Source organism: Pseudomonas sp. P7548, assembly GCF_013386585.1.
In the GTDB taxonomy this organism is placed as follows: domain Bacteria; phylum Pseudomonadota; class Gammaproteobacteria; order Pseudomonadales; family Pseudomonadaceae; genus Aquipseudomonas.
The window spans coordinates 232315-250551 of record NZ_JACARO010000015.1 but is presented as its reverse complement, the minus strand read 5'-3'; the positions used below and the strand labels follow the sequence as shown (position 1 = coordinate 250551).

General features: G+C 61.1%; 16 protein-coding genes. 6 read left to right on the top strand and 10 right to left on the bottom strand.

All coding sequences use genetic code 11. The features are described 5' to 3' along the window. The first annotated feature begins 48 nt into the window (after positions 1–48). Together HX803_RS09120 and yccS are read left to right on the top strand one after the other, a co-directional pair. Entirely contained in the window at positions 49–1227 is a 1179-nt protein-coding gene (locus tag HX803_RS09120; RefSeq protein WP_178920096.1) for an NAD(P)/FAD-dependent oxidoreductase, read from the top strand. Positions 1228–1458: 231 nt separating this feature from the next. After that, the gene (yccS, locus tag HX803_RS09115; protein WP_178920095.1) at positions 1459–3642 is read left to right on the top strand and encodes a YccS family putative transporter; all 2184 of its coding nucleotides are present in this window, start codon (positions 1459–1461) and stop codon (positions 3640–3642) included. A 103-nt stretch (positions 3643–3745) separates the two neighbouring features. Here yccS and HX803_RS09110 read toward each other — a convergent pair whose 3' ends face one another. Continuing rightward, a complete protein-coding gene (locus HX803_RS09110) occupies positions 3746–4483 on the bottom strand; it encodes an ABC transporter substrate-binding protein (protein WP_178920094.1) in 738 nt (245 codons plus the stop codon). Between the two features lie 220 nt (positions 4484–4703). On the opposite strand from HX803_RS09110, the gene HX803_RS09105 reads away from it, so the two are divergent. Beyond that, entirely contained in the window at positions 4704–5156 is a 453-nt protein-coding gene (locus HX803_RS09105; RefSeq protein ID WP_178920093.1) for a GNAT family N-acetyltransferase, read from the top strand. Between the two features lie 147 nt (positions 5157–5303). Here the strand turns inward: HX803_RS09105 and HX803_RS09100 are convergent, their stop codons facing one another. From HX803_RS09100 to HX803_RS09090, 3 genes are read right to left on the bottom strand one after another with little or no spacing between them, the layout of a single operon-like run. Further along, complete coding sequence (locus tag HX803_RS09100) at positions 5304–5600, bottom strand: helix-turn-helix domain-containing protein (protein ID WP_178920092.1); 297 nt, start codon at positions 5598–5600, stop codon at positions 5304–5306. A gap of 18 nt (positions 5601–5618) precedes the next feature. Beyond that, positions 5619–6119, bottom strand: a complete 501-nt coding sequence (locus HX803_RS09095; protein ID WP_178920091.1) for a M48 family metallopeptidase — start codon at positions 6117–6119, stop codon at positions 5619–5621. A gap of 42 nt (positions 6120–6161) precedes the next feature. Then, positions 6162–8267 carry a bifunctional diguanylate cyclase/phosphodiesterase gene (locus tag HX803_RS09090; protein WP_178920090.1) on the bottom strand — a complete coding sequence of 702 codons (2106 nt, stop codon included), beginning with the start codon at positions 8265–8267 and terminating at the stop codon, positions 6162–6164. Between the two features lie 307 nt (positions 8268–8574). On the opposite strand from HX803_RS09090, the gene HX803_RS09085 reads away from it, so the two are divergent. Then, complete coding sequence (locus tag HX803_RS09085) at positions 8575–9240, top strand: polysaccharide lyase family 7 protein (RefSeq protein ID WP_178920089.1); 666 nt, start codon at positions 8575–8577, stop codon at positions 9238–9240. 161 nt (positions 9241–9401) lie between these two features. On the opposite strand, the gene fba is transcribed toward HX803_RS09085, so the two are convergent. From fba to tkt, 6 genes are all read right to left on the bottom strand, one after another. Continuing rightward, a complete protein-coding gene (fba, locus tag HX803_RS09080) occupies positions 9402–10466 on the bottom strand; it encodes a class II fructose-bisphosphate aldolase (RefSeq protein WP_003177554.1) in 1065 nt (354 codons plus the stop codon). A 212-nt stretch (positions 10467–10678) separates the two neighbouring features. Continuing rightward, a complete protein-coding gene (locus tag HX803_RS09075; RefSeq protein WP_178920088.1) occupies positions 10679–11014 on the bottom strand; it encodes an MliC family protein in 336 nt (111 codons plus the stop codon). A gap of 47 nt (positions 11015–11061) precedes the next feature. Next, the gene (locus HX803_RS09070; RefSeq protein WP_176996715.1) at positions 11062–11292 is read right to left on the bottom strand and encodes a hypothetical protein; all 231 of its coding nucleotides are present in this window, start codon (positions 11290–11292) and stop codon (positions 11062–11064) included. Positions 11293–11321: 29 nt separating this feature from the next. Beyond that, complete coding sequence (locus tag HX803_RS09065; RefSeq protein ID WP_178920087.1) at positions 11322–12485, bottom strand: phosphoglycerate kinase; 1164 nt, start codon at positions 12483–12485, stop codon at positions 11322–11324. 17 nt (positions 12486–12502) lie between these two features. Next, positions 12503–13558, bottom strand: coding sequence for an erythrose-4-phosphate dehydrogenase (gene epd, locus HX803_RS09060; RefSeq protein ID WP_016977753.1), 1056 nt, complete (start codon positions 13556–13558; stop codon positions 12503–12505). Positions 13559–13700: 142 nt separating this feature from the next. Next, entirely contained in the window at positions 13701–15698 is a 1998-nt protein-coding gene (tkt, locus tag HX803_RS09055) for a transketolase (protein ID WP_178920086.1), read from the bottom strand. Between the two features lie 259 nt (positions 15699–15957). On the opposite strand from tkt, the gene HX803_RS09050 reads away from it, so the two are divergent. Continuing rightward, a complete protein-coding gene (locus HX803_RS09050; RefSeq protein WP_178920085.1) occupies positions 15958–16953 on the top strand; it encodes a metalloregulator ArsR/SmtB family transcription factor in 996 nt (331 codons plus the stop codon). 19 nt (positions 16954–16972) lie between these two features. Next, positions 16973–18163 carry a methionine adenosyltransferase gene (gene metK, locus HX803_RS09045; protein ID WP_178920084.1) on the top strand — a complete coding sequence of 397 codons (1191 nt, stop codon included), beginning with the start codon at positions 16973–16975 and terminating at the stop codon, positions 18161–18163. Positions 18164–18237: the final 74 nt, after the last annotated feature.

Sequence of the window (18237 nt, the reverse complement as noted above, 5' to 3'; positions counted from 1 at the left end):
TCCCACATTTGATTACATTTCATATTAAGTTTTTGTGAGGACATTGCTGTGCGCTCGACCGAAGTTGTGATCATTGGCGCCGGCGCCGCAGGCTTGATGTGCGCGCTGACCGCTGCCGGGCGTGGGCGCAAGGTGATGTTGATCGACCATGCGAACAAGGCCGGCAAGAAGATCCTGATGTCCGGCGGTGGCCGCTGCAACTTCACCAATATGTACACCGAGCCGGCCAACTTCCTGTCGCAGAACGCGCACTTCTGCAAATCCGCCCTGGCCCGCTATACCCAGTGGGACTTCATCGGGCTGGTGGCCAAGCACGGCGTGCCGTACCACGAGAAGAAGCTCGGCCAGCTGTTCTGTGACAACAAGTCCAGTGACATCCTCGGCATGCTGCTCGACGAGTGCATCCAGGTCGGCGTGGACCTGCACCTGGACACCTCGATCCAGGAAATTGCCAAGGTCGACGGCGGCTATCAGTTGCAGACCACCTTGGGCGAGTTGCGCTGCGAATCCCTGGTGATCGCCACCGGCGGCCTGTCGATTCCCACCCTGGGCGCCACCGGATTTGGTTATCAGGTGGCCAAACAGTTTGGCCATGAACTGCTGCCGACCCGCGCCGGGTTGGTACCGTTCACCATCACCGACCAGCTCAAGGAGTTGTGTGGCGAGCTGTCTGGCACTTCGGTGGATTGCCTGGTGAGCTGCAACGGCCAGAGCTTTCGCGAGAACCTCCTGTTTACCCACCGCGGCCTGAGCGGGCCGGCAATTTTGCAGATTTCCTCGTATTGGGAAAGCGGCGATACGGTCGAGATCAACCTGCTGCCCGACCACGACGCCCACACCTGGCTGCAACAGCAACAGGTCGAGCGCCCAAACAGTGAGCTGAAAACCCTGCTGGGCGAGATCTTCACCAAGAAGATGGCCAACCTGCTGGCCGAAACCTGGTTCGCCTCCAAGCCGATGAAGCAATACACCCACGCCGAAATCGCGGACATCGCGCAAAAGCTCGGCAGCTGGCAGTTAGTGCCTGCGGGCACCGAGGGTTATCGCACGGCGGAAGTCACGCTAGGTGGCGTGGACACGCGGGAAGTGTCGTCCAAGACCATGGAATCGCTGAAAAGCCCGGGCCTGTATTTTATCGGCGAAGTGCTGGATGTGACCGGTCACCTGGGCGGTTTCAACTTCCAGTGGGCCTGGGCTTCGGGCTATGCAGCGGCGCAATTTGTCTGAATCAACACCGTAAAAATGTGGGAGCGGGCTTGCTCGCGAAGGCGGTGGATCAGTCATACATGTGCCGACTGACACGCCGCCTTCGCGAGCAAGCCCGCTCCCACATTGGCTGCATTCCACATTCAGGTGCAGGGGTGCAATAAATTTTGCTGTTAGATGTGATCGCCGCGCTTGCCGTGGCGTCATTACTGGCTCAATTTAGCGGCATCGTCCCGGAAGACTCCAGACTTCATGTCATCGACCTCGTTCAAGCAGTCCATGCGGCGCCTGTGGGCGCTGGATAAATTCAGTTACAGCGTTCGGGTATTCATCGCCCTCACCGGCAGCATGGCGCTGTGCTGGTATCAGGATGAAATGACACTGCTGATCCCGCTGTTCCTGGGGATTATCGCCAGCGCCCTGGCCGAGACCGACGACAGCTGGCAAGGCCGCCTCAACGCCCTGGCGGTGACGCTGGTGTGTTTCAGCATCGCCGCGCTGTCGGTGGAGCTGCTGTTTCCCTACCCTTGGATCTTCGCGATCGCTCTGGCCCTGGCCAGCTTCTGCCTGACCATGCTTGGCGCCTTGGGCGAACGCTACGGCGCGATTGCCTCGGCGACGCTGATCCTGTCGGTGTACACCATGATCGGTGTGGACCAGCGTGGCGGCGCCGTGACCGACTTCTGGCACGAGCCCTTGCTGCTGGTGGCCGGCGCCGCCTGGTACGGCGTGCTGTCGGTGTTGTGGCAGGCGCTGTTTTCCAACCAGCCGGTGCAACAGAGCCTGGCGCGGTTGTTCCGCGAGCTGGGGCGCTACCTCAAGCTCAAGTCGTCGTTGTTCGAGCCGATCCGCCAGTTGGACGTGGAAGCACGCCGCCTGGAACTGGCCCAGCAAAACGGCCGTGTAGTCGCAGCACTGAATGCGGCGAAGGAAATCATTCTGCACCGCGTGGGCAATGGTCGCCCAGGCTCGAAGGTCAGCCGCTACCTGAAGCTGTACTTCCTGGCCCAGGACATCCACGAGCGCGCCAGTTCCTCGCACTACCCCTACAACGCCCTGGCCGAAGCCTTCTTCCACAGCGATGTGCTGTTCCGCTGCCAGCGCCTGCTGCGCCAGCAAGGCAAGGCCTGCCAGACCCTGGCCGAGTCGATCCAGCTGCGCCAGCCGTTCATCTATGACGACAGTTTTGCCGAGGCCCTGGGCGACCTGAACGCCTCCCTGGAACACCTGCGCATCCAGAGCAACCCGGCCTGGCGCGGGCTGCTGCGTTCCTTGCGCGCCCTGGCCGCCAACCTGTCCACCCTCGACCGCCTGCTGGGCGACGCGAGCAACCCCGATTCCCTGGCCGACGCCACCGACAGCAGCCTGCTCGACCGTGCGCCGCGCAACCTCAAGGAAATGTGGACGCGCCTGCGCACCCAGCTCACACCAACTTCGCTGCTGTTCCGCCATGCGCTGCGCCTGCCGCTGGCGCTGAGTGTCGGCTACGGCATGGTGCATTTGATCCACCCGTCCCAAGGCTACTGGATCATCCTCACCACCCTGTTCGTGTGCCAGCCCAACTACGGCGCCACCCGGCGCAAGCTTGGCCAGCGGATCGTCGGCACCGCCATCGGCCTGACCGTGGCCTGGGCGCTGTTCGACCTGTTCCCCAGCCCGCTGGTGCAATCGCTGTTCGCCATCGCCGCAGGCCTGGTGTTCTTTATCAACCGTACCACCCGCTACACCCTGGCCACGGCGGCGATCACCTTGATGGTGCTGTTCTGCTTCAACCAGGTGGGTGATGGCTACGGGCTGTTCCTGCCACGGCTGTTCGATACCTTGCTGGGCAGCCTGATTGCCGGCCTGGCAGTGTTCCTGTTCCTGCCGGACTGGCAGGGCCGTCGCTTGAACAAGGTGCTGGCCAACACCCTGACGTGCAACAGCATCTACCTTCGGCAAATCATGCAGCAATATGCGGCCGGCAAGAGCGACGACCTGGCCTATCGCCTGGCCCGCCGTAACGCACACAACGCCGATGCCGCGCTGTCGACCACCCTGGCCAACATGCTGATGGAGCCGGGGCATTTCCGGAAGGAGGCCGACGTGGGCTTCCGCTTTCTGGTGTTGTCGCACACCTTGCTGAGTTATTTGTCTGGCCTGGGCGCACACCGGGAAACCCAATTGCCCGCCGAAGTGCGCGAGCATTTGATCGACGGCGCGGGCAACTCATTGGCGGCGAGTATTGATGAGATCGCCACGGGGCTGGCGAACAAACAGCCGATTGCGATTCAGAGTGATGCGGAGGAAGCCTTGGCGGCGGACCTTGAGCAGATGCCCGATGAGATCGATGAAGGGCAGCGGTTGGTGCAGACGCAGTTGGCGCTGATCTGTCGGCAGTTGGGGCCGTTGCGCACGTTGGCGGCGCATTTGATCAAGGATACCAGCGAGGCTTAGATCGCTTTCGCGAGCAAGCCCGCTCCCACATTCGACCGCATTCCAAATGATGTACGCGGTTCAATGTGGGAGCGGGCTTGCTCGCGAAGAGGCCCTAAGGGCCCTACATCCCGTGCTCTTTCATCAACCGCTCATAGCTGCCATCGACCTTCATCTTGGCAATTTCCCGGTCGAAGCTGGCCACGATCTGCTCATGCTGCGGGTTCTTCAGGCTCACCAGGATATGCAGGCTGTTTTCAGTCAAGGGCTTGGGCACGAACTCCACCGCGTTGCGCACGCGCGGTGACTCCCGCGCCAGGTAGTAACGGGCCACGTACTCATCTTCCACCGTCAGCCGCACACGCTGCGCCGCCAGCATGCGCACGGCCATGGCGAAGTTATGCACCGGTACTTTTTGCAATTGGGTGTCCTGGTCGAACGCTGACGAATAGGCATAGCCGCGCACCACGGCAATCGATTCGTCGTGCAGTTGCTCCAGATTCTGGTAGTCGATGGGGTCGTCGCGGCGCTTGATGAAACGCACGCGGTTGAGCAGGTATTCGCCGGAAAACTGCCCCAGCTGGGTGCGGGCATCGTCGTACCAGGCATTGACCAGCACGTCGTAGCGTCCGTCCCCCACGCCCATCAGCGCGCGGGCCCAGGGCACCTGTTCGAAGTCACTGGCATACCCGGCACGGGCCAGGGCCGTGGTCACGATGTCGGTGGCCAGGCCGCCATTGATCAAGGTGGCATCGGTAAAGGGAGGCCAGGCATCCGCTACCAGGCGCAGACGCTGTGCGAGCGCCGGTGTCGCCAGCAGCAACATTCCAATCAAAGCAACGGCACGAGAAAATCGCGGCATGCTCAAAGTCCTTGGCGGGCAGGCGTTGGCCTGAGCTCAGGCTCAACCTGAGGTTCTAACAGTAGCTCATCAATGAGACTGCATTGCAGATTACACAAAGAAGTCAGCGGCGAATGCACAGAATGATGGCAAATTGACGCCATTCACAAAAAAGCCAGATTTAGACAGCGCCGCTCGCCACGCTTACTATCGATACAGACACTTCATAAGAGAGCACACCATGACAGTCGAATGGGTCTGCAAACACCACGATGACCTGGGCAAGGACCAGCTGTACGCCATCCTTCGCCTGCGCAATGAGGTTTTCGTCGTCGAGCAGAAATGCGTTTACCAGGACCTCGACGGGCAAGACCTCTCGGGCGACACCCACCACCTGATGGCATGGCAGGACGACAAGCTGGTGGCTTACCTGCGCTTGCTGGACCCGGATACCCAGGGCGGTGACGTGGTGATAGGCCGGGTGATTGTGGCGCCCGTGGCGCGTGGCACAGGGCTGGGGCATCGGATGATGGAAGAAACACTCAAGCGCATTGAGGATATCTGGCCCGAGACGCCCATTTTTCTATCAGCCCAGGCGCATTTGCAGGGGTATTACGGGCGGTATGGATTTGTGGTGGCGGGTGAGGAATACCTTGAGGATGATATTCCACACATTGGTATGCGGCGCGACTGAGGGCCTCTTCGCAGGCAAGCCAGCTCCCACATTTGGATAGTGTTCACACATCAAAAGGTGGGGGCTCCCCTATCTGGACTGTGTTCACCCATCTAAAGGTGGGAGCTGGCTTGCCTGCGATGGCGGCGATGCGGTCACCACCGAGCTTCAGGGATACCCCAGCACCTGCTTCACCGACGCCAGATTCGCCTCAATCCACCCCCGGTCAATCGCCCCCCAGCTGCGAATCCGATAGTGCCCCGCATGGTTGCGGGCGCCGTCTTCCTGTTCGAACTCACACACGATATCCAGGTCGGCCAACGCCGCTATCGTGTCCTGCGCCGTGCGCCGGGGCATGCCGGTCACGTCGGTCAGCGCGGGCACGCTGCTGGCCAGCCCGCTGTCGATCAGGTAGGCCACGTACAGGCGGCGGTAGAAGCTGCTCTTGGTCTTGCTCACATCCATGGTGGTCGCCTTGTGCGGTCAGGGTTTGCCCTGCAGGTCGCGATACGTGAGGTACACCCGCAGGTCGAATTCCACCTGATGGTAGCCCGGCATCATGTAGTCGCAGAGTTTGTAGAACGCCTTGTTGTGGTCCGATTCCTTGAAGTGCGCCAGTTCGTGCACCACGATCATGCGCAAAAACTCCGGCGCCGCCTCCTTGAACAACGAGGCGATGCGAATCTCTTTCTTGGCTTTGAGATTGCCGCCCTGTACCCGTGAAATCGTGGTGTGCAGGCCGAGGGCGCGGTGGGTCAGGTCCAGGCGGTTGTCGAACAGCACCTTGTCGATGGCCGGCGCGTTGCGCAGGTGTTCCTGCTTCAAGGCCAGGGCATAGGTGTACAGGGCCTTGTCACTCTGTACGGCGTGGCGTTCGGGGTAGCGCTTTTCCAGGTAGTCGCCCAACTGGTCCTTGGCGATCAGCTGGCGCACCTGCTCCTGGAGCGCGGCGGGATAGGCCTGGAGGTATTTCAGGACGGTCATGGGGTCTGCAACAGGGTTGGAATGGGCGCCAGTGTAGCGAATTCAGCGCAGGCGCGGGGACGACCAGCCCGCCACTTCCTCTGCCATCAGCGGCTGCGCGGCCAACGGCCCCTGGATAAATGGGCAACCGTTGGCCTTGAGCCACTGGGATTGCTCCAGCGTCTCGACCCCCTCGGCCACCACCAGCACATCAAAATGCCCACACAGCTCAATAATGCTGCGCGCCAACGCCGCATCCCGCGCCGAGGCCGGCAGGCGCGCCACCAGGCGCGGGTCAAGCTTGAGGGTATCGAACTCCAGATCGCGCAAATGGGCCAATGAACAATGGCCGCAACCGAAGTCATCCAGGGCGGTCCGCACGCCGATCTGGCGCAGCAGCCGCAGTTGCTTGGTCGACTCTTCAAGGTTGCTCATCAAGCTGTCTTCACTGATTTCCACCTCCAACTGCCGCCCCTGCAGCCCATGTCGTTCGAGCACCTGCTGCAGCTGGTTGGCCAGGTTGGGCATGTTGAACTGGCTGCTGCTCAGGCTCACGCTCAGCACCAGCTCGCTGTCGAAGCTGGCTTGCCAGGCCTGGCGCTGGGCCGCGACTTGCTGGTAGATCCACGCACTGAGCTGGCTGATCAGCCGCGCCTCTTCCAGCAACGGCAGGAACAACCCGGGCGGCACATCGCCGACGCTGGGGTGCTGCCAGCGCAACAGCGCCTCGACGCCGCGCAACCGCCCATCGGCCAGGCCCACCTGAGGCTGGTAGACCAGGGTGAAGTCCTTGTTCTGGATGGCCGTGCGCACACTGTCTTCAAGCATCAGGCGCGAGCGGGCGCGGCCGTTCATTTCCTGATCGTAATAGCGATATTGCTGACGCCCCGCCCGCTTGGCTTCGTACATGGCAATGTCAGCGGCCCGCAGCAAGCCGTTCAGGTCCGAGCCGCAGTCGGGGAACGTCGCGATGCCAATGCTGACCCCGAGCATCACGTCCAGCCCCTCGACCTGCTGGCACACCGACACCCGTTCGATCAGTTTTTCCGCAATCTTGGCTGCCTGCTCGGGGAACTCCAGCTCCAGCAACGCAGTGAATTCATCACCGCCCATGCGCCCAAGCACATCATAGGAGCGCAGGCAGCTTTGCAACTGCTCCGACACCCAGCGCAGCACCCGGTCACCGGCGTCATGGCCCAGCGAATCGTTGACCCGCTTGAAGCCATCCAGGTCCAGGTACAGCAAGACCAGGGACTGTTCGCTCCGTTCGTTGCGCAGCAAGGTGTTTTCCACCGCTTGGTAGAACCCCCGCCGGTTCAACAGCCCGGTCAGCGGGTCGGTGACCGCCTGGAACTCCAGTTGCTGGTGCAGGTGGCGCACCTCGGACATGTCCAGCACCGTCACCACCATCGCCTTGCGCTCGGCCGGCAGCGACGCACAGGACATGGCCACCGGTACCTGCTGGCCGCGATCGGTACGCAAGATGGCGTCGTGCAGGCGCCAGGTCTCGCCCTTGCGATACCCGGCCATCATCTGCGACTCCAGCCACACGGGCACATGGGGTTTTTGCAGGAAACCCAGGAACTCCCGACCTTGCAGCTCCTGGAGCGTCGCGTTGAGCAGGCGCGAAATGGCCGGGTTGGCGTACTCGATCACGCCCTCTTCACTCACCACCAGGATGCCTTCGGCAGCGTTGTCCAACACCGAGGCATTAAAGGCGCGGGCGGACTCCAGGTCATGGCTCAGGCGTTGCAGCGCGCGGCGGTTGCGCTGGTGCTCCAGCAACGCCTGGACCTTGGGCTTGAGAATATTGGGGTCGAAGGGTTTGAGCAGGTAGTCGATGGCGCCACTGGCATAACCTTCCAGCACCGCAGATGGGGATTGCGCATGGGCACTGAGGAAAATGATCGGCGTCATGCGGGTGCGTTGGCTGCCGCGCATCAACCGTGCGACTTCAAAGCCGTCCATGCCAGGCATCATCACATCGAGCAATACCAGGTCGACTTCGTGCGCCAGCAACAGCTCCAAGGCCTCCACACCGGAGCTGGCGGTGACGACCTGCCAGTCATCGCGGTGCAACAGCGCGCGCATGCTGATCAGGTTTTCCGGGTAGTCGTCGACCACCAGAAGAACCGAACTGCCATCGCCGTGGTGTGGGGCGCCATCCATGCTACGTCTCTTCCTTGGGGTGCTTCCGGTCATTTCTGAGAGAAAACCCGGACAAACGCTGAGGCCTCACTCTAGCCCCGGTTCCCGAAAATCAGAAGTGACGCGGGTGCCATCATTGACCCAAAGCTCAGGAAGCCGACTAACGGTCAACCCCTGCAGGCCCCGATTCACGGGAAACATGGCTTTTTGGCATTCCCTTGACGCCAATAAATCGCCATCAGCCGTTTAACAAGTGAGCCGCCAGCGCCTATAAAGAACCTGTGAGCCCCCGGGCTAAAGCTTTCACCCTCTGTAAAAGGCCAACGCCATGATCGACCTCTCTACCTGGAACCTGAGCATTCCGGTCGGCTCGCCACCGGCGACCATCGACACCCCGAAACTGCTCAGCGGCTTCAAGGACCAATATTTCCAGGCCGAAGGCAGCAACGTGCAATTCTGGACCCCGGTGACCGGCAGCCGCACCGAAAACGCCATCTACCCGCGCAGCGAACTGCGCGAGACCTACGCCGATGGGCGCCTGCGCAACTGGACCTACCCGGATGCCGACAACTTCCTGCGTGCGACCTTGGTGGTCAATCAAGTGCCCTCCACCGGCAAGGTCGTGATAGGGCAGATTCATGCCTATGACAGCCAGAAGCCGCTGATCAAATTGGAGTACCAGTTCAAGGAAAAGACCCAGACCGGCAACATCGTCGCCAAAGTGCGCATGCGCCCGGATGAGGATGAAGGGCGGGTGATCATCGTGGCGTCGAATGTGCCGCTGGAGAAAAGCTTCACTTACGTCATCAACTTGAACAAAGCCGGACTGTTAAGCGTGTATGCCGCCGACGGGGAATGGAACGAACGCATCGGCGCGGCGTGGGGCGCGAAGCCGTTGTATTTCAAGGCGGGGGTGTATGTGCAGGACAACAGCGGGAACAGCAAGGAGGGGGCAAGGGTGACGTTTGCTAAGTTGGATATTGATCACGAGTGAAAGCGGCCTCAATACCTGTAGGAGCCGGCTTGCCGGCGATTGCGGCGTGTCAGTCACAGATATGTTGAGTGGTAGCCCACGATCGCCGGCAAGCCAGCTCCTACAAAGGCAGGCACAAAAAAGCCCGCATCACTGCGGGCTTCTTTTTAAACGTCTAAGGCTCAATTCACCTTAGCGTTCAACTCACCCTTCAAATACCGCTGGTACATCGCTTCCAACGAGATCGGCTTGATCTTCGAAGCATTACCGGCAGTACCAAACGCTTCATAACGTGCGATACACACATCACGCATCGCGGTTACGGTGGCGCCAAAGAACTTACGCGGGTCGAATTCGCTTGGGTTGGTGGCCATCAGGCGACGCATGGCGCCGGTGGATGCCAGGCGCAGGTCGGTGTCGATGTTGACCTTGCGCACGCCGTACTTGATGCCTTCGACGATTTCTTCAACCGGTACGCCGTAGGTTTCTTTGATGTCGCCGCCGTACTGGTTGATGATCGCCAGCCACTCTTGCGGGACCGAGGAAGAACCGTGCATCACCAGGTGGGTGTTAGGGATGCGCTTGTGGATTTCCTTGATACGGTCGATGGCCAGCACGTCGCCGGTCGGTGGCTTGGTGAACTTGTAGGCGCCGTGGCTGGTGCCGATGGCGATAGCCAGGGCGTCGACTTGGGTCTTCTTCACGAAGTCTGCAGCTTCTTCCGGGTCGGTCAGCATTTGGCTGTGATCCAGCACGCCTTCGGCGCCGATGCCGTCTTCTTCACCGGCCATGCCGGTTTCCAGGGAACCCAGGCAGCCCAGCTCGCCTTCAACCGACACGCCGCAGGCGTGGGCCATGGCGACGGTTTGTTGGGTCACGCGTACGTTGTACTCGTAGTCGGTTGGGGTCTTGCCGTCTTCGCCAAGGGAGCCGTCCATCATCACCGAGCTGAAGCCCAGTTGGATGGAGCGCTGGCACACGTCAGGGCTGGTGCCGTGGTCCTGGTGCATGCACACCGGGATGTGCGGGAATTCTTCGATGGCCGCGAGGATCAGGTGACGCAGGAACGGCGCGCCGGCGTATTTGCGGGCACCGGCCGAAGCCTGGACGATCACGGGGGAGTCGGTCTTGTCAGCGGCTTCCATGATGGCGCGCATCTGCTCAAGGTTGTTGACGTTAAAGGCTGGGACGCCGTAGCCGAACTCGGCTGCGTGGTCCAGCATTTGACGCATGCTGATAAGTGCCATTGTGTTGTCTCTCCCGGTCGAGGGTCGTTAATCGTGCAAGCCTGCCGTAGCGGTGGCTGCTATTCAAGTTATTGCAGATCAAGGGGTTGAGCCTTGGCCTGCTGAATCGTTATTGCTAATAGGTTGACCCAAATTCCAATCTGGAACCGAATCATGTGGGAGCTGGCTTGCTGTGGCGAGGGAGCTCCCACATTTGATCTTCATTGATCCCACTACTGGGCTTTGCAACCACGGCCGATCAAATCGTCGGTGGCCACCCAGTAAACCAGGCCTTCCTCACCTTTTGTGTGAAACGCCAGTTGGTCGTTGGCATACAGCACGCCCGAAGCGGCAACGTCCTGTTTAAGGCGATAAACCTGGTCGGAACCACCGAGGCGTACGTCCACCTCGGATTTAGCCTGATTAGCAAAGCGCCAGTTGACCTCGGCCTTGCTGTCGCAGGTCCAGGTAGTCCACTTGTCGGCAGGCTCGGCCTTGCTGGTGAACATGTTCATGCTGCTGCAGCCGGCCAACAGGGCCACGGCTGCCAGGGCGAAAACGCCTTTCATTGCCAATCCTCGTAGGGCGGCCCACGGCCGCCAGTTGATCAGACCCGTCAAGGGCACCCCTGTTCCTGACCGTTGGGCGCGGCGTCGTATTTCTCCAAGCGTTCGTTGCCGATGCGCTTGTTGATCACCGGCATGGTCTCGGCCTGCCAGTCCGCCTGGTAGCAGCTTTTTTTCGGCTGCCCCGGCGCAGGGTTACCCGCCTCCGGGGCCGCGCTTGGCGTGCTGCCGCAGCCGGCCAACAGGCCCGCTGCGATCACCAGTGCCAACGACTTGATCATGGGAATACTCCTTTTCCGGATCACGAGCCTCAGCCTTTGGCTCGGGTTTCCAGCACTTCAACGGCCGGCAGTACTTTGCCTTCGACGAATTCGAGGAATGCGCCGCCACCGGTAGAAATGTAGGAGATCTGGTCAGCAACGCCATATTTATCGATGGCCGCCAGGGTGTCGCCACCGCCCGCGATGGAGAATGCCGAGCTTTCAGCGATGGCTTTGGCCAGCACTTTGGTGCCGTTACCGAACTGGTCGAATTCGAACACGCCGACTGGGCCGTTCCACAGGATGGTCTGGGAGGCTTTCAGCAGTTCGGCGAAGTTGGCCGCGGTTTGCGGGCCGATGTCCAGGATCATGTCGTCGGCGGCCACATCAGCGATCAGCTTGATGGTGGCTTCTGCGCTTTCGGCGAATTCCTTGGCGACGACCACGTCTACCGGCAATGGCACACTGACCTTGGCGGCGATGGCGCGGGCGGTATCCAGCAGGTCCGGCTCGTACAGGGATTTGCCCACCGGATGACCGGCTGCGGCCAGGAAGGTGTTGGCGATGCCGCCGCCGACGATCAACTGGTTGCAGATCTGGCTCAGGCTGTTGAGCACATCCAGCTTGGTGGACACCTTGGAGCCGGCCACGATGGCGGCCATCGGTTGCGCCGGAGCGCCCAAGGCCTTGCCCAGTGCGTCCAGTTCAGCAGCCAGCAACGGGCCAGCAGCTGCCACCTTGGCGAACTTGGCCACGCCGTGGGTCGAACCTTCAGCGCGGTGAGCGGTACCGAATGCGTCCATCACGAACACGTCGCACAGCGCCGCGTATTGCTGGGCCAGTTCGTCGCTGTTCTTTTTCTCGCCCTTGTTGAAGCGCACGTTTTCGAACAGCACGATGTCGCCGGCCTTGACGTCGACGCCACCCAGGTAGTCAGCCACCAGCGGCACGTCGCGGCCCAGGGCTTTGCTCAGGTAGTCGGCGACAGGCTTGAGGCTGTTTTCAGCGGAGAACTCACCTTCGGTCGGACGACCCAGGTGGGAGCAGACCATGACGGCCGCGCCTTTTTCCAGGGCCAGCTTGATGGTCGGCAGCGAGGCCAGGATTCGCGCATCGCTGGCGACAACACCGTCCTTGACGGGGACGTTGAGGTCTTCGCGAATCAGTACGCGCTTACCTTGCAGATCGAGGTCGGTCATCTTCAACACGGTCATGGGTCGCAGTTCCTGAATTACTGTTGAGGTTGTTTAGAGGCGATGTGCAGATAATGTTCCGCAACATCCAACATGCGGTTGGCAAAACCCCATTCGTTATCGAACCAGGCCAGGATGTTCACCAGCCTCGGGCCGGAAACGCGGGTCTGGCTGGCATCGACAATCGCCGAATGCGGGTCATGGTTGAAATCACAACTGGCGTGGGGCAACTCGGTGTAGGCCAATAAGCCTTTGAGCGGGCCGCTGGTGGCGGCGTCGCGCAGGATCCGGTTGACCTCCGTCGCATCAGTGTCGCTGACGGTTTGCATGGTGATGTCCAGGCAGGACACATTCACCGTCGGCACCCGTACGGCTTTGGCCTGGATTCGCCCGGCAAGTTCCGGCAACAATCTTTCGATACCGCGAGCCAGGCCGGTGGACACCGGAATCACGGACTGGAACGCCGAACGCGTACGGCGCAAGTCTTCATGGTGATAGGCGTCGATCACCGGCTGGTCGTTCATCGCCGAGTGAATCGTGGTGATCGACACGTAGTCCAGGCCGATCGCCTGATCCAGCAAACGCAACAACGGCACGCTGCAGTTGGTGGTGCAGGAGGCGTTGGACACCAGCAGCTCATCACCGGTCAGGCAATCCTGATTGATGCCGTAGACGATGGTGGCGTCGACATCCGCCTCGCTGGCCATCGGCTGGGAAAACAGCACACGCGGCGCGCCGGCGTCGAGAAAACGCTGGCCGTCGGCGCGGGTGTGATAGACACCGGAACATTCCAGCACCAGGTCGACGCCCAGTGCTTTCCAGTCGATACCTTCGGGGGTGGCACTGCGCAAGACCTGCACGCAGTTGCCATTAATGTGCAGACAATCGCCCTCAACCCGCACTTCGCCGGGGAACCGGCCGTGGGTGGAGTCAAAGCGTGTCAGGTATTCGATGCTGGCCATGTCGGCCAGATCGTTGATCGCCACAATTTCAAACCCGGCCGCCGCCCCTCGCTCAAACAGAGCACGCAAGACGCAACGACCAATGCGGCCGTAGCCGTTGAGTGCAACTTTGTAGGGACGCGGTTGAGGCATGAGGTTCTCGATTACCGTGGGTAAAGAGGTGAATGTGCCGCCGCCTTCGCGAGCAAGCCCGCTCCCACAGTTGAAATGCATTCCAAATGTGGGAGCGGGCTTGCTCGCGAAGGGGCCAGCACAGCCACCCCAATTTACAGCCTTAGTCTTCCAGCAGCTCTTCAGCCTGACCCAGGATGTTTTCCAGGGTGAAGCCGAACTCTTCGAACAACGCTGGCGCCGGCGCCGACTCACCGTAGGTGGTCATGCCGATCACGCGGCCTTCCAGGCCCACGTACTTGTACCAGTAGTCGGCGTGAGCCGCTTCGATGGCGATACGCGCGCCGACTTGCAGCGGCAGAACCGATTGCTTGTAGCCGGCGTCCTGGGCTTCGAACACGCTGGTGCACGGCATCGAAACAACACGCACCTTGCGGCCTTGCTCGGTCAGCTTGTCGTAGGCCTGAACGGTCAGGCCCACTTCGGAACCGGTGGAGATCAGGATCAGTTCCGGCTCGCCCGCGCAGTCTTTCAGCACATAACCGCCACGGGCGATGTCGGCAATCTGCGCGTCGGTACGCACTTGGTGTTGCAGGTTCTGACGCGAGAAGATCAGCGCCGAAGGGCCGTCTTTACGCTCGATGGCGTGCTTCCAGGCCACGGCGGACTCCACCGCGTCGGCTGGGCGCCAGGTGTCCAGGTTCGGCGTGGTGCGCAGGCTGGTCAATTGCTCGACCGGCTGGTGCGTCGGGCCGTCTTCGCCCAGGCCAATGGAGTCGTGGGTGTACACATGGATCACACGCTTCTTCATCAGCGCAGCCATGCGTACGGCGTTGCGGGCGTATTCCATGAACATCAGGAAGGTCGCGCCGTAAGGCACCAGGCCACCGTGCAGGGAAACGCCGTTCATGATGGCGCTCATGCCGAACTCACGTACGCCGTAGTACATGTAGTTGCCGCTGGCGTCTTCAGCCGACACACCTTTGCAGCCTTTCCACAGGGTCAGGTTGGAACCGGCCAGGTCAGCCGAACCGCCGAGGATTTCCGGCAACAGCGGGCCGAAAGCGTTCAGGGTGTTCTGGCTGGCTTTACGGCTGGCGATGGTCTCGCCCTTGGCCGCGACTTCGGCGATGTAGGCCGAGGCTTTTTCCGAGAAGTCGGCAGGCAGGTCACCGGCAAGACGGCGAACCAGCTCGTTGGCCAACTCTGGGAATTCGGCAGAGTAGGCCGCGAAACGCTGGTCCCACTCGGCTTCGGTCGCCAGGCCTTTTTCCTTGGCGCTCCACTCGGCGTAGATATCAGCCGGGATTTCGAACGGGCCGTGGTTCCACTTCAGGGCTTCACGGGTCAGGGCGATTTCCGCGTCACCCAGTGGGGCGCCGTGGCAGTCCTCTTTACCTTGCTTGTTCGGCGAACCGAAACCGATGGTGGTCTTGCAGCAGATCAGGGTCGGCTGCTCGCTCTTGCGGGCGGTGTCGATGGCGGTCTTGATCTCTTCCGGATCGTGGCCGTCGACGTTGCGGATCACTTGCCAGTTGTAGGCTTCGAAACGCTTAGGGGTGTCATCGGTGAACCAGCCTTCGACTTCGCCGTCGATGGAGATGCCGTTGTCATCGTAGAACGCGATCAGCTTGCCCAGGCCCAGGGTGCCGGCCAGGGAAGCGACTTCGTGGGAAATACCTTCCATCATGCAGCCATCACCCAGGAACACGTAGGTGTGGTGGTCGACGATGTCGTGGCCAGGGCGGTTGAACTGTGCGCCCAGGACTTTTTCAGCCAGCGCGAAGCCCACGGCGTTGGCCAGGCCTTGGCCCAGGGGACCGGTGGTGGTCTCGACGCCTGGGGTGTAGCCGAATTCCGGGTGACCCGGGGTGCGGCTGTGCAGCTGGCGGAAGCTTTTCAGGTCGTCGATGGTGACGTCGTAGCCGGTCAGGTGCAGCAGCGAGTAGATCAGCATCGAGCCGTGGCCGTTGGACAGCACGAAGCGGTCACGGTCGGCGAACGATGGGTTGCTCGGGTTGTGTTTCAGGTAGTCACGCCAAAGCACCTCGGCGATATCCGCCATGCCCATTGGGGCACCTGGATGGCCGCTGTTGGCTTTTTGCACGGCATCCATGCTGAGGGCACGAATGGCGTTGGCACGCTCACGACGGCTGGGCATCGCTGATCTCCTGGGGTTTGCTGAAAAGAAACGGAAAAAAGGACCGGCATTTTCCCTCAGCCACCGCCTGCGGGCAATCACAGATAGTCACTTGAGGGCGTTTTTCCTGTGCTTTGGGCGCCATTCGCTTGCAGAAACCGGTCACCCGTTCGTCTAAAGGCTATAGCGGCTGCTTATAACCGCCACTTATCGATCAATATCAAAACTTTTTGATATTGGCCTTGCAGGGTTTTCCACCCGTCACTAGACTGCTGGCCTTATGAACCTACCTGTGCCCTCCCTACGTCCCGACGACAGCGAAGAATTGGCAGCCTTATGCAAGGCCGCTGGTGATCCGCTGCGCCTGAACGTGTTGCGCGCACTGGCCAACGACTCTTTCGGCGTACTGGAACTGGCGCAGATCTTCGCCATCGGCCAGTCCGGAATGAGCCACCATTTGAAGGTGCTCGCCCAGGCCGACCTGGTGGCCACTCGCCGCGAAGGCAACGCGATTTTCTACCGCCGCGCCCTGCCCCACACCGATCTGCTGGGCGGCAAGCTGCACGCTGCCCTGCTCGAAGAAGTGGATAACGTGAGCCTGCCCAGCGACGTACAGTCGCGCATCGGCCAGGTCCACGGGCAACGGGCTGCCGCCAGCCAGGACTTTTTCTCACGGGTCGCCGAGAAGTTTCGCGCCCAGCAGGACCTGATTGCCGGTCTGCCCCAGTACCGAGAAAGCGTATTAGCACTGCTGGACAAGCTGAGCTTCAGTGATGAAGCGACGGCGCTGGAAGTCGGCCCCGGGGACGGTGGCTTTCTGCCCGAACTGGCGCGGCGCTTCCAACAGGTCACGGCGCTCGACAACAGCCCGGCGATGCTCGAACTGGCGCGCCAGCTGTGCGAGCGCGAAGCACTGGGCAACGTCAGCCTGCAGTTGGCCGATGCCCTGAATCACACCAGCCTGCGGGCCGACTGCGTGGTGCTGAACATGGTCTTGCACCATTTCGCCGCCCCCGCCGACGCCCTCAAGCAAATGGCCGGGTTGCTGCATCCCGGCGGTAGCCTGTTGGTTACGGACTTATGCAGCCACAACCAGAATTGGGCCAGGGAGGCCTGCGGTGATCTCTGGTTAGGCTTTGAACAGGACGATCTGGCCCGTTGGGCCTCCGCTGCGGGACTCGTTCCCGGGGAAAGCCTCTATGTAGGTTTACGTAATGGTTTCCAGATCCAGGTCCGCCACTTTCAGCGACCGGCTGGCGACACTCACCATCGGTAAATATCAGGAAAACATCGAGATGAGCGAATACTCCCTTTTCACCTCCGAGTCCGTGTCTGAAGGGCATCCGGACAAAATCGCCGACCAGATTTCTGATGCGGTGCTGGACGCCATCATTGCTGAAGACAAGCACGCCCGTGTGGCCTGCGAGACTCTGGTGAAAACCGGTGTAGCGATCATCGCCGGCGAAGTGACCACCACTGCCTGGGTTGACCTGGAGCAGATCGTTCGTGACGTGATCACCGACATCGGCTACACCAGTTCCGACGTTGGCTTCGACGGCGCGACCTGCGGCGTGATGAACATCATCGGCAAGCAGTCCCCCGACATCAACCAGGGTGTAGACCGCGCCAAGCCTGAAGATCAGGGTGCCGGCGACCAGGGCTTGATGTTTGGCTACGCCAGCAACGAAACCGACGTGCTGATGCCAGCACCGATCACCTTCTCGCACCAACTTGTGCAACGGCAAGCCGAAGCTCGTAAATCCGGCCTGCTGCCATGGCTGCGCCCGGACGCCAAGTCCCAGGTGACCTGCCGTTACGAAGGCGGCAAGGTTGTCGGTATCGACGCCGTTGTACTGTCGACCCAGCACAACCCGGACGTTTCCTACGCCGATCTGCGTGAAGGCGTGATGGAGCTGATCGTCAAGCACGTGCTGCCTGCCGAGTTGCTGACCAAGGACACCCAGTTCCACATCAACCCGACCGGCCAGTTCATCATCGGTGGCCCGGTGGGCGACTGCGGCCTGACCGGTCGCAAGATCATCGTCGACAGCTACGGCGGCATGGCCCGCCACGGCGGTGGCGCGTTCTCCGGCAAAGATCCATCCAAGGTTGACCGTTCCGCTGCCTACGCCGGTCGTTATGTGGCCAAGAACATCGTGGCGGCTGGCCTGGCCGAGCGTTGCGAGATCCAGGTTTCCTACGCCATCGGTGTGGCCCAGCCTACGTCGATCTCGCTGAACACCTTCGGCACCGGCAAGATCAGCGATGACAAGATCGTGAAGCTGGTGCGTGAGATCTTCGACCTGCGCCCTTACGCCATCACCACCATGCTCGACCTGCTGCACCCGATGTATCAGGAAACCGCAGCCTACGGCCACTTCGGTCGTACCCCTGCGCAGAAGACGGTCGGCGACGACACCTTCACCACCTTCACGTGGGAAAAAACTGACCGCGCCAACGACCTGCGCACGGCTGCCGGTCTGTAATCGCTCGCGGTGCACAGAGCCCTGCCGGGTTACTCCGGCAGGGCTTTTTTATGGCTGGCGTTTACGGGACGACC

What these genes read in the sequence shown, in the direction of transcription:
- yccS (WP_178920095.1), top strand. Translation starts at nt 1,459, where the DNA reads ATGTCATCGACCTCGTTCAAGCAGTCCATGCGGCGCCTGTGGGCGCTG.
- HX803_RS09110 (WP_178920094.1), bottom strand. Translation starts at nt 4,483, where the DNA reads ATGCCGCGATTTTCTCGTGCCGTTGCTTTGATTGGAATGTTGCTGCTG.
- HX803_RS09105 (WP_178920093.1), top strand. Translation starts at nt 4,704, where the DNA reads ATGACAGTCGAATGGGTCTGCAAACACCACGATGACCTGGGCAAGGAC.
- HX803_RS09100 (WP_178920092.1), bottom strand. Translation starts at nt 5,600, where the DNA reads ATGGATGTGAGCAAGACCAAGAGCAGCTTCTACCGCCGCCTGTACGTG.
- HX803_RS09095 (WP_178920091.1), bottom strand. Translation starts at nt 6,119, where the DNA reads ATGACCGTCCTGAAATACCTCCAGGCCTATCCCGCCGCGCTCCAGGAG.
- HX803_RS09090 (WP_178920090.1), bottom strand. Translation starts at nt 8,267, where the DNA reads ATGGATGGCGCCCCACACCACGGCGATGGCAGTTCGGTTCTTCTGGTG.
- HX803_RS09085 (WP_178920089.1), top strand. Translation starts at nt 8,575, where the DNA reads ATGATCGACCTCTCTACCTGGAACCTGAGCATTCCGGTCGGCTCGCCA.
- fba (WP_003177554.1), bottom strand. Translation starts at nt 10,466, where the DNA reads ATGGCACTTATCAGCATGCGTCAAATGCTGGACCACGCAGCCGAGTTC.
- HX803_RS09075 (WP_178920088.1), bottom strand. Translation starts at nt 11,014, where the DNA reads ATGAAAGGCGTTTTCGCCCTGGCAGCCGTGGCCCTGTTGGCCGGCTGC.
- HX803_RS09070 (WP_176996715.1), bottom strand. Translation starts at nt 11,292, where the DNA reads ATGATCAAGTCGTTGGCACTGGTGATCGCAGCGGGCCTGTTGGCCGGC.
- HX803_RS09065 (WP_178920087.1), bottom strand. Translation starts at nt 12,485, where the DNA reads ATGACCGTGTTGAAGATGACCGACCTCGATCTGCAAGGTAAGCGCGTA.
- epd (WP_016977753.1), bottom strand. Translation starts at nt 13,558, where the DNA reads ATGCCTCAACCGCGTCCCTACAAAGTTGCACTCAACGGCTACGGCCGC.
- tkt (WP_178920086.1), bottom strand. Translation starts at nt 15,698, where the DNA reads ATGCCCAGCCGTCGTGAGCGTGCCAACGCCATTCGTGCCCTCAGCATG.
- HX803_RS09050 (WP_178920085.1), top strand. Translation starts at nt 15,958, where the DNA reads ATGAACCTACCTGTGCCCTCCCTACGTCCCGACGACAGCGAAGAATTG.
- metK (WP_178920084.1), top strand. Translation starts at nt 16,973, where the DNA reads ATGAGCGAATACTCCCTTTTCACCTCCGAGTCCGTGTCTGAAGGGCAT.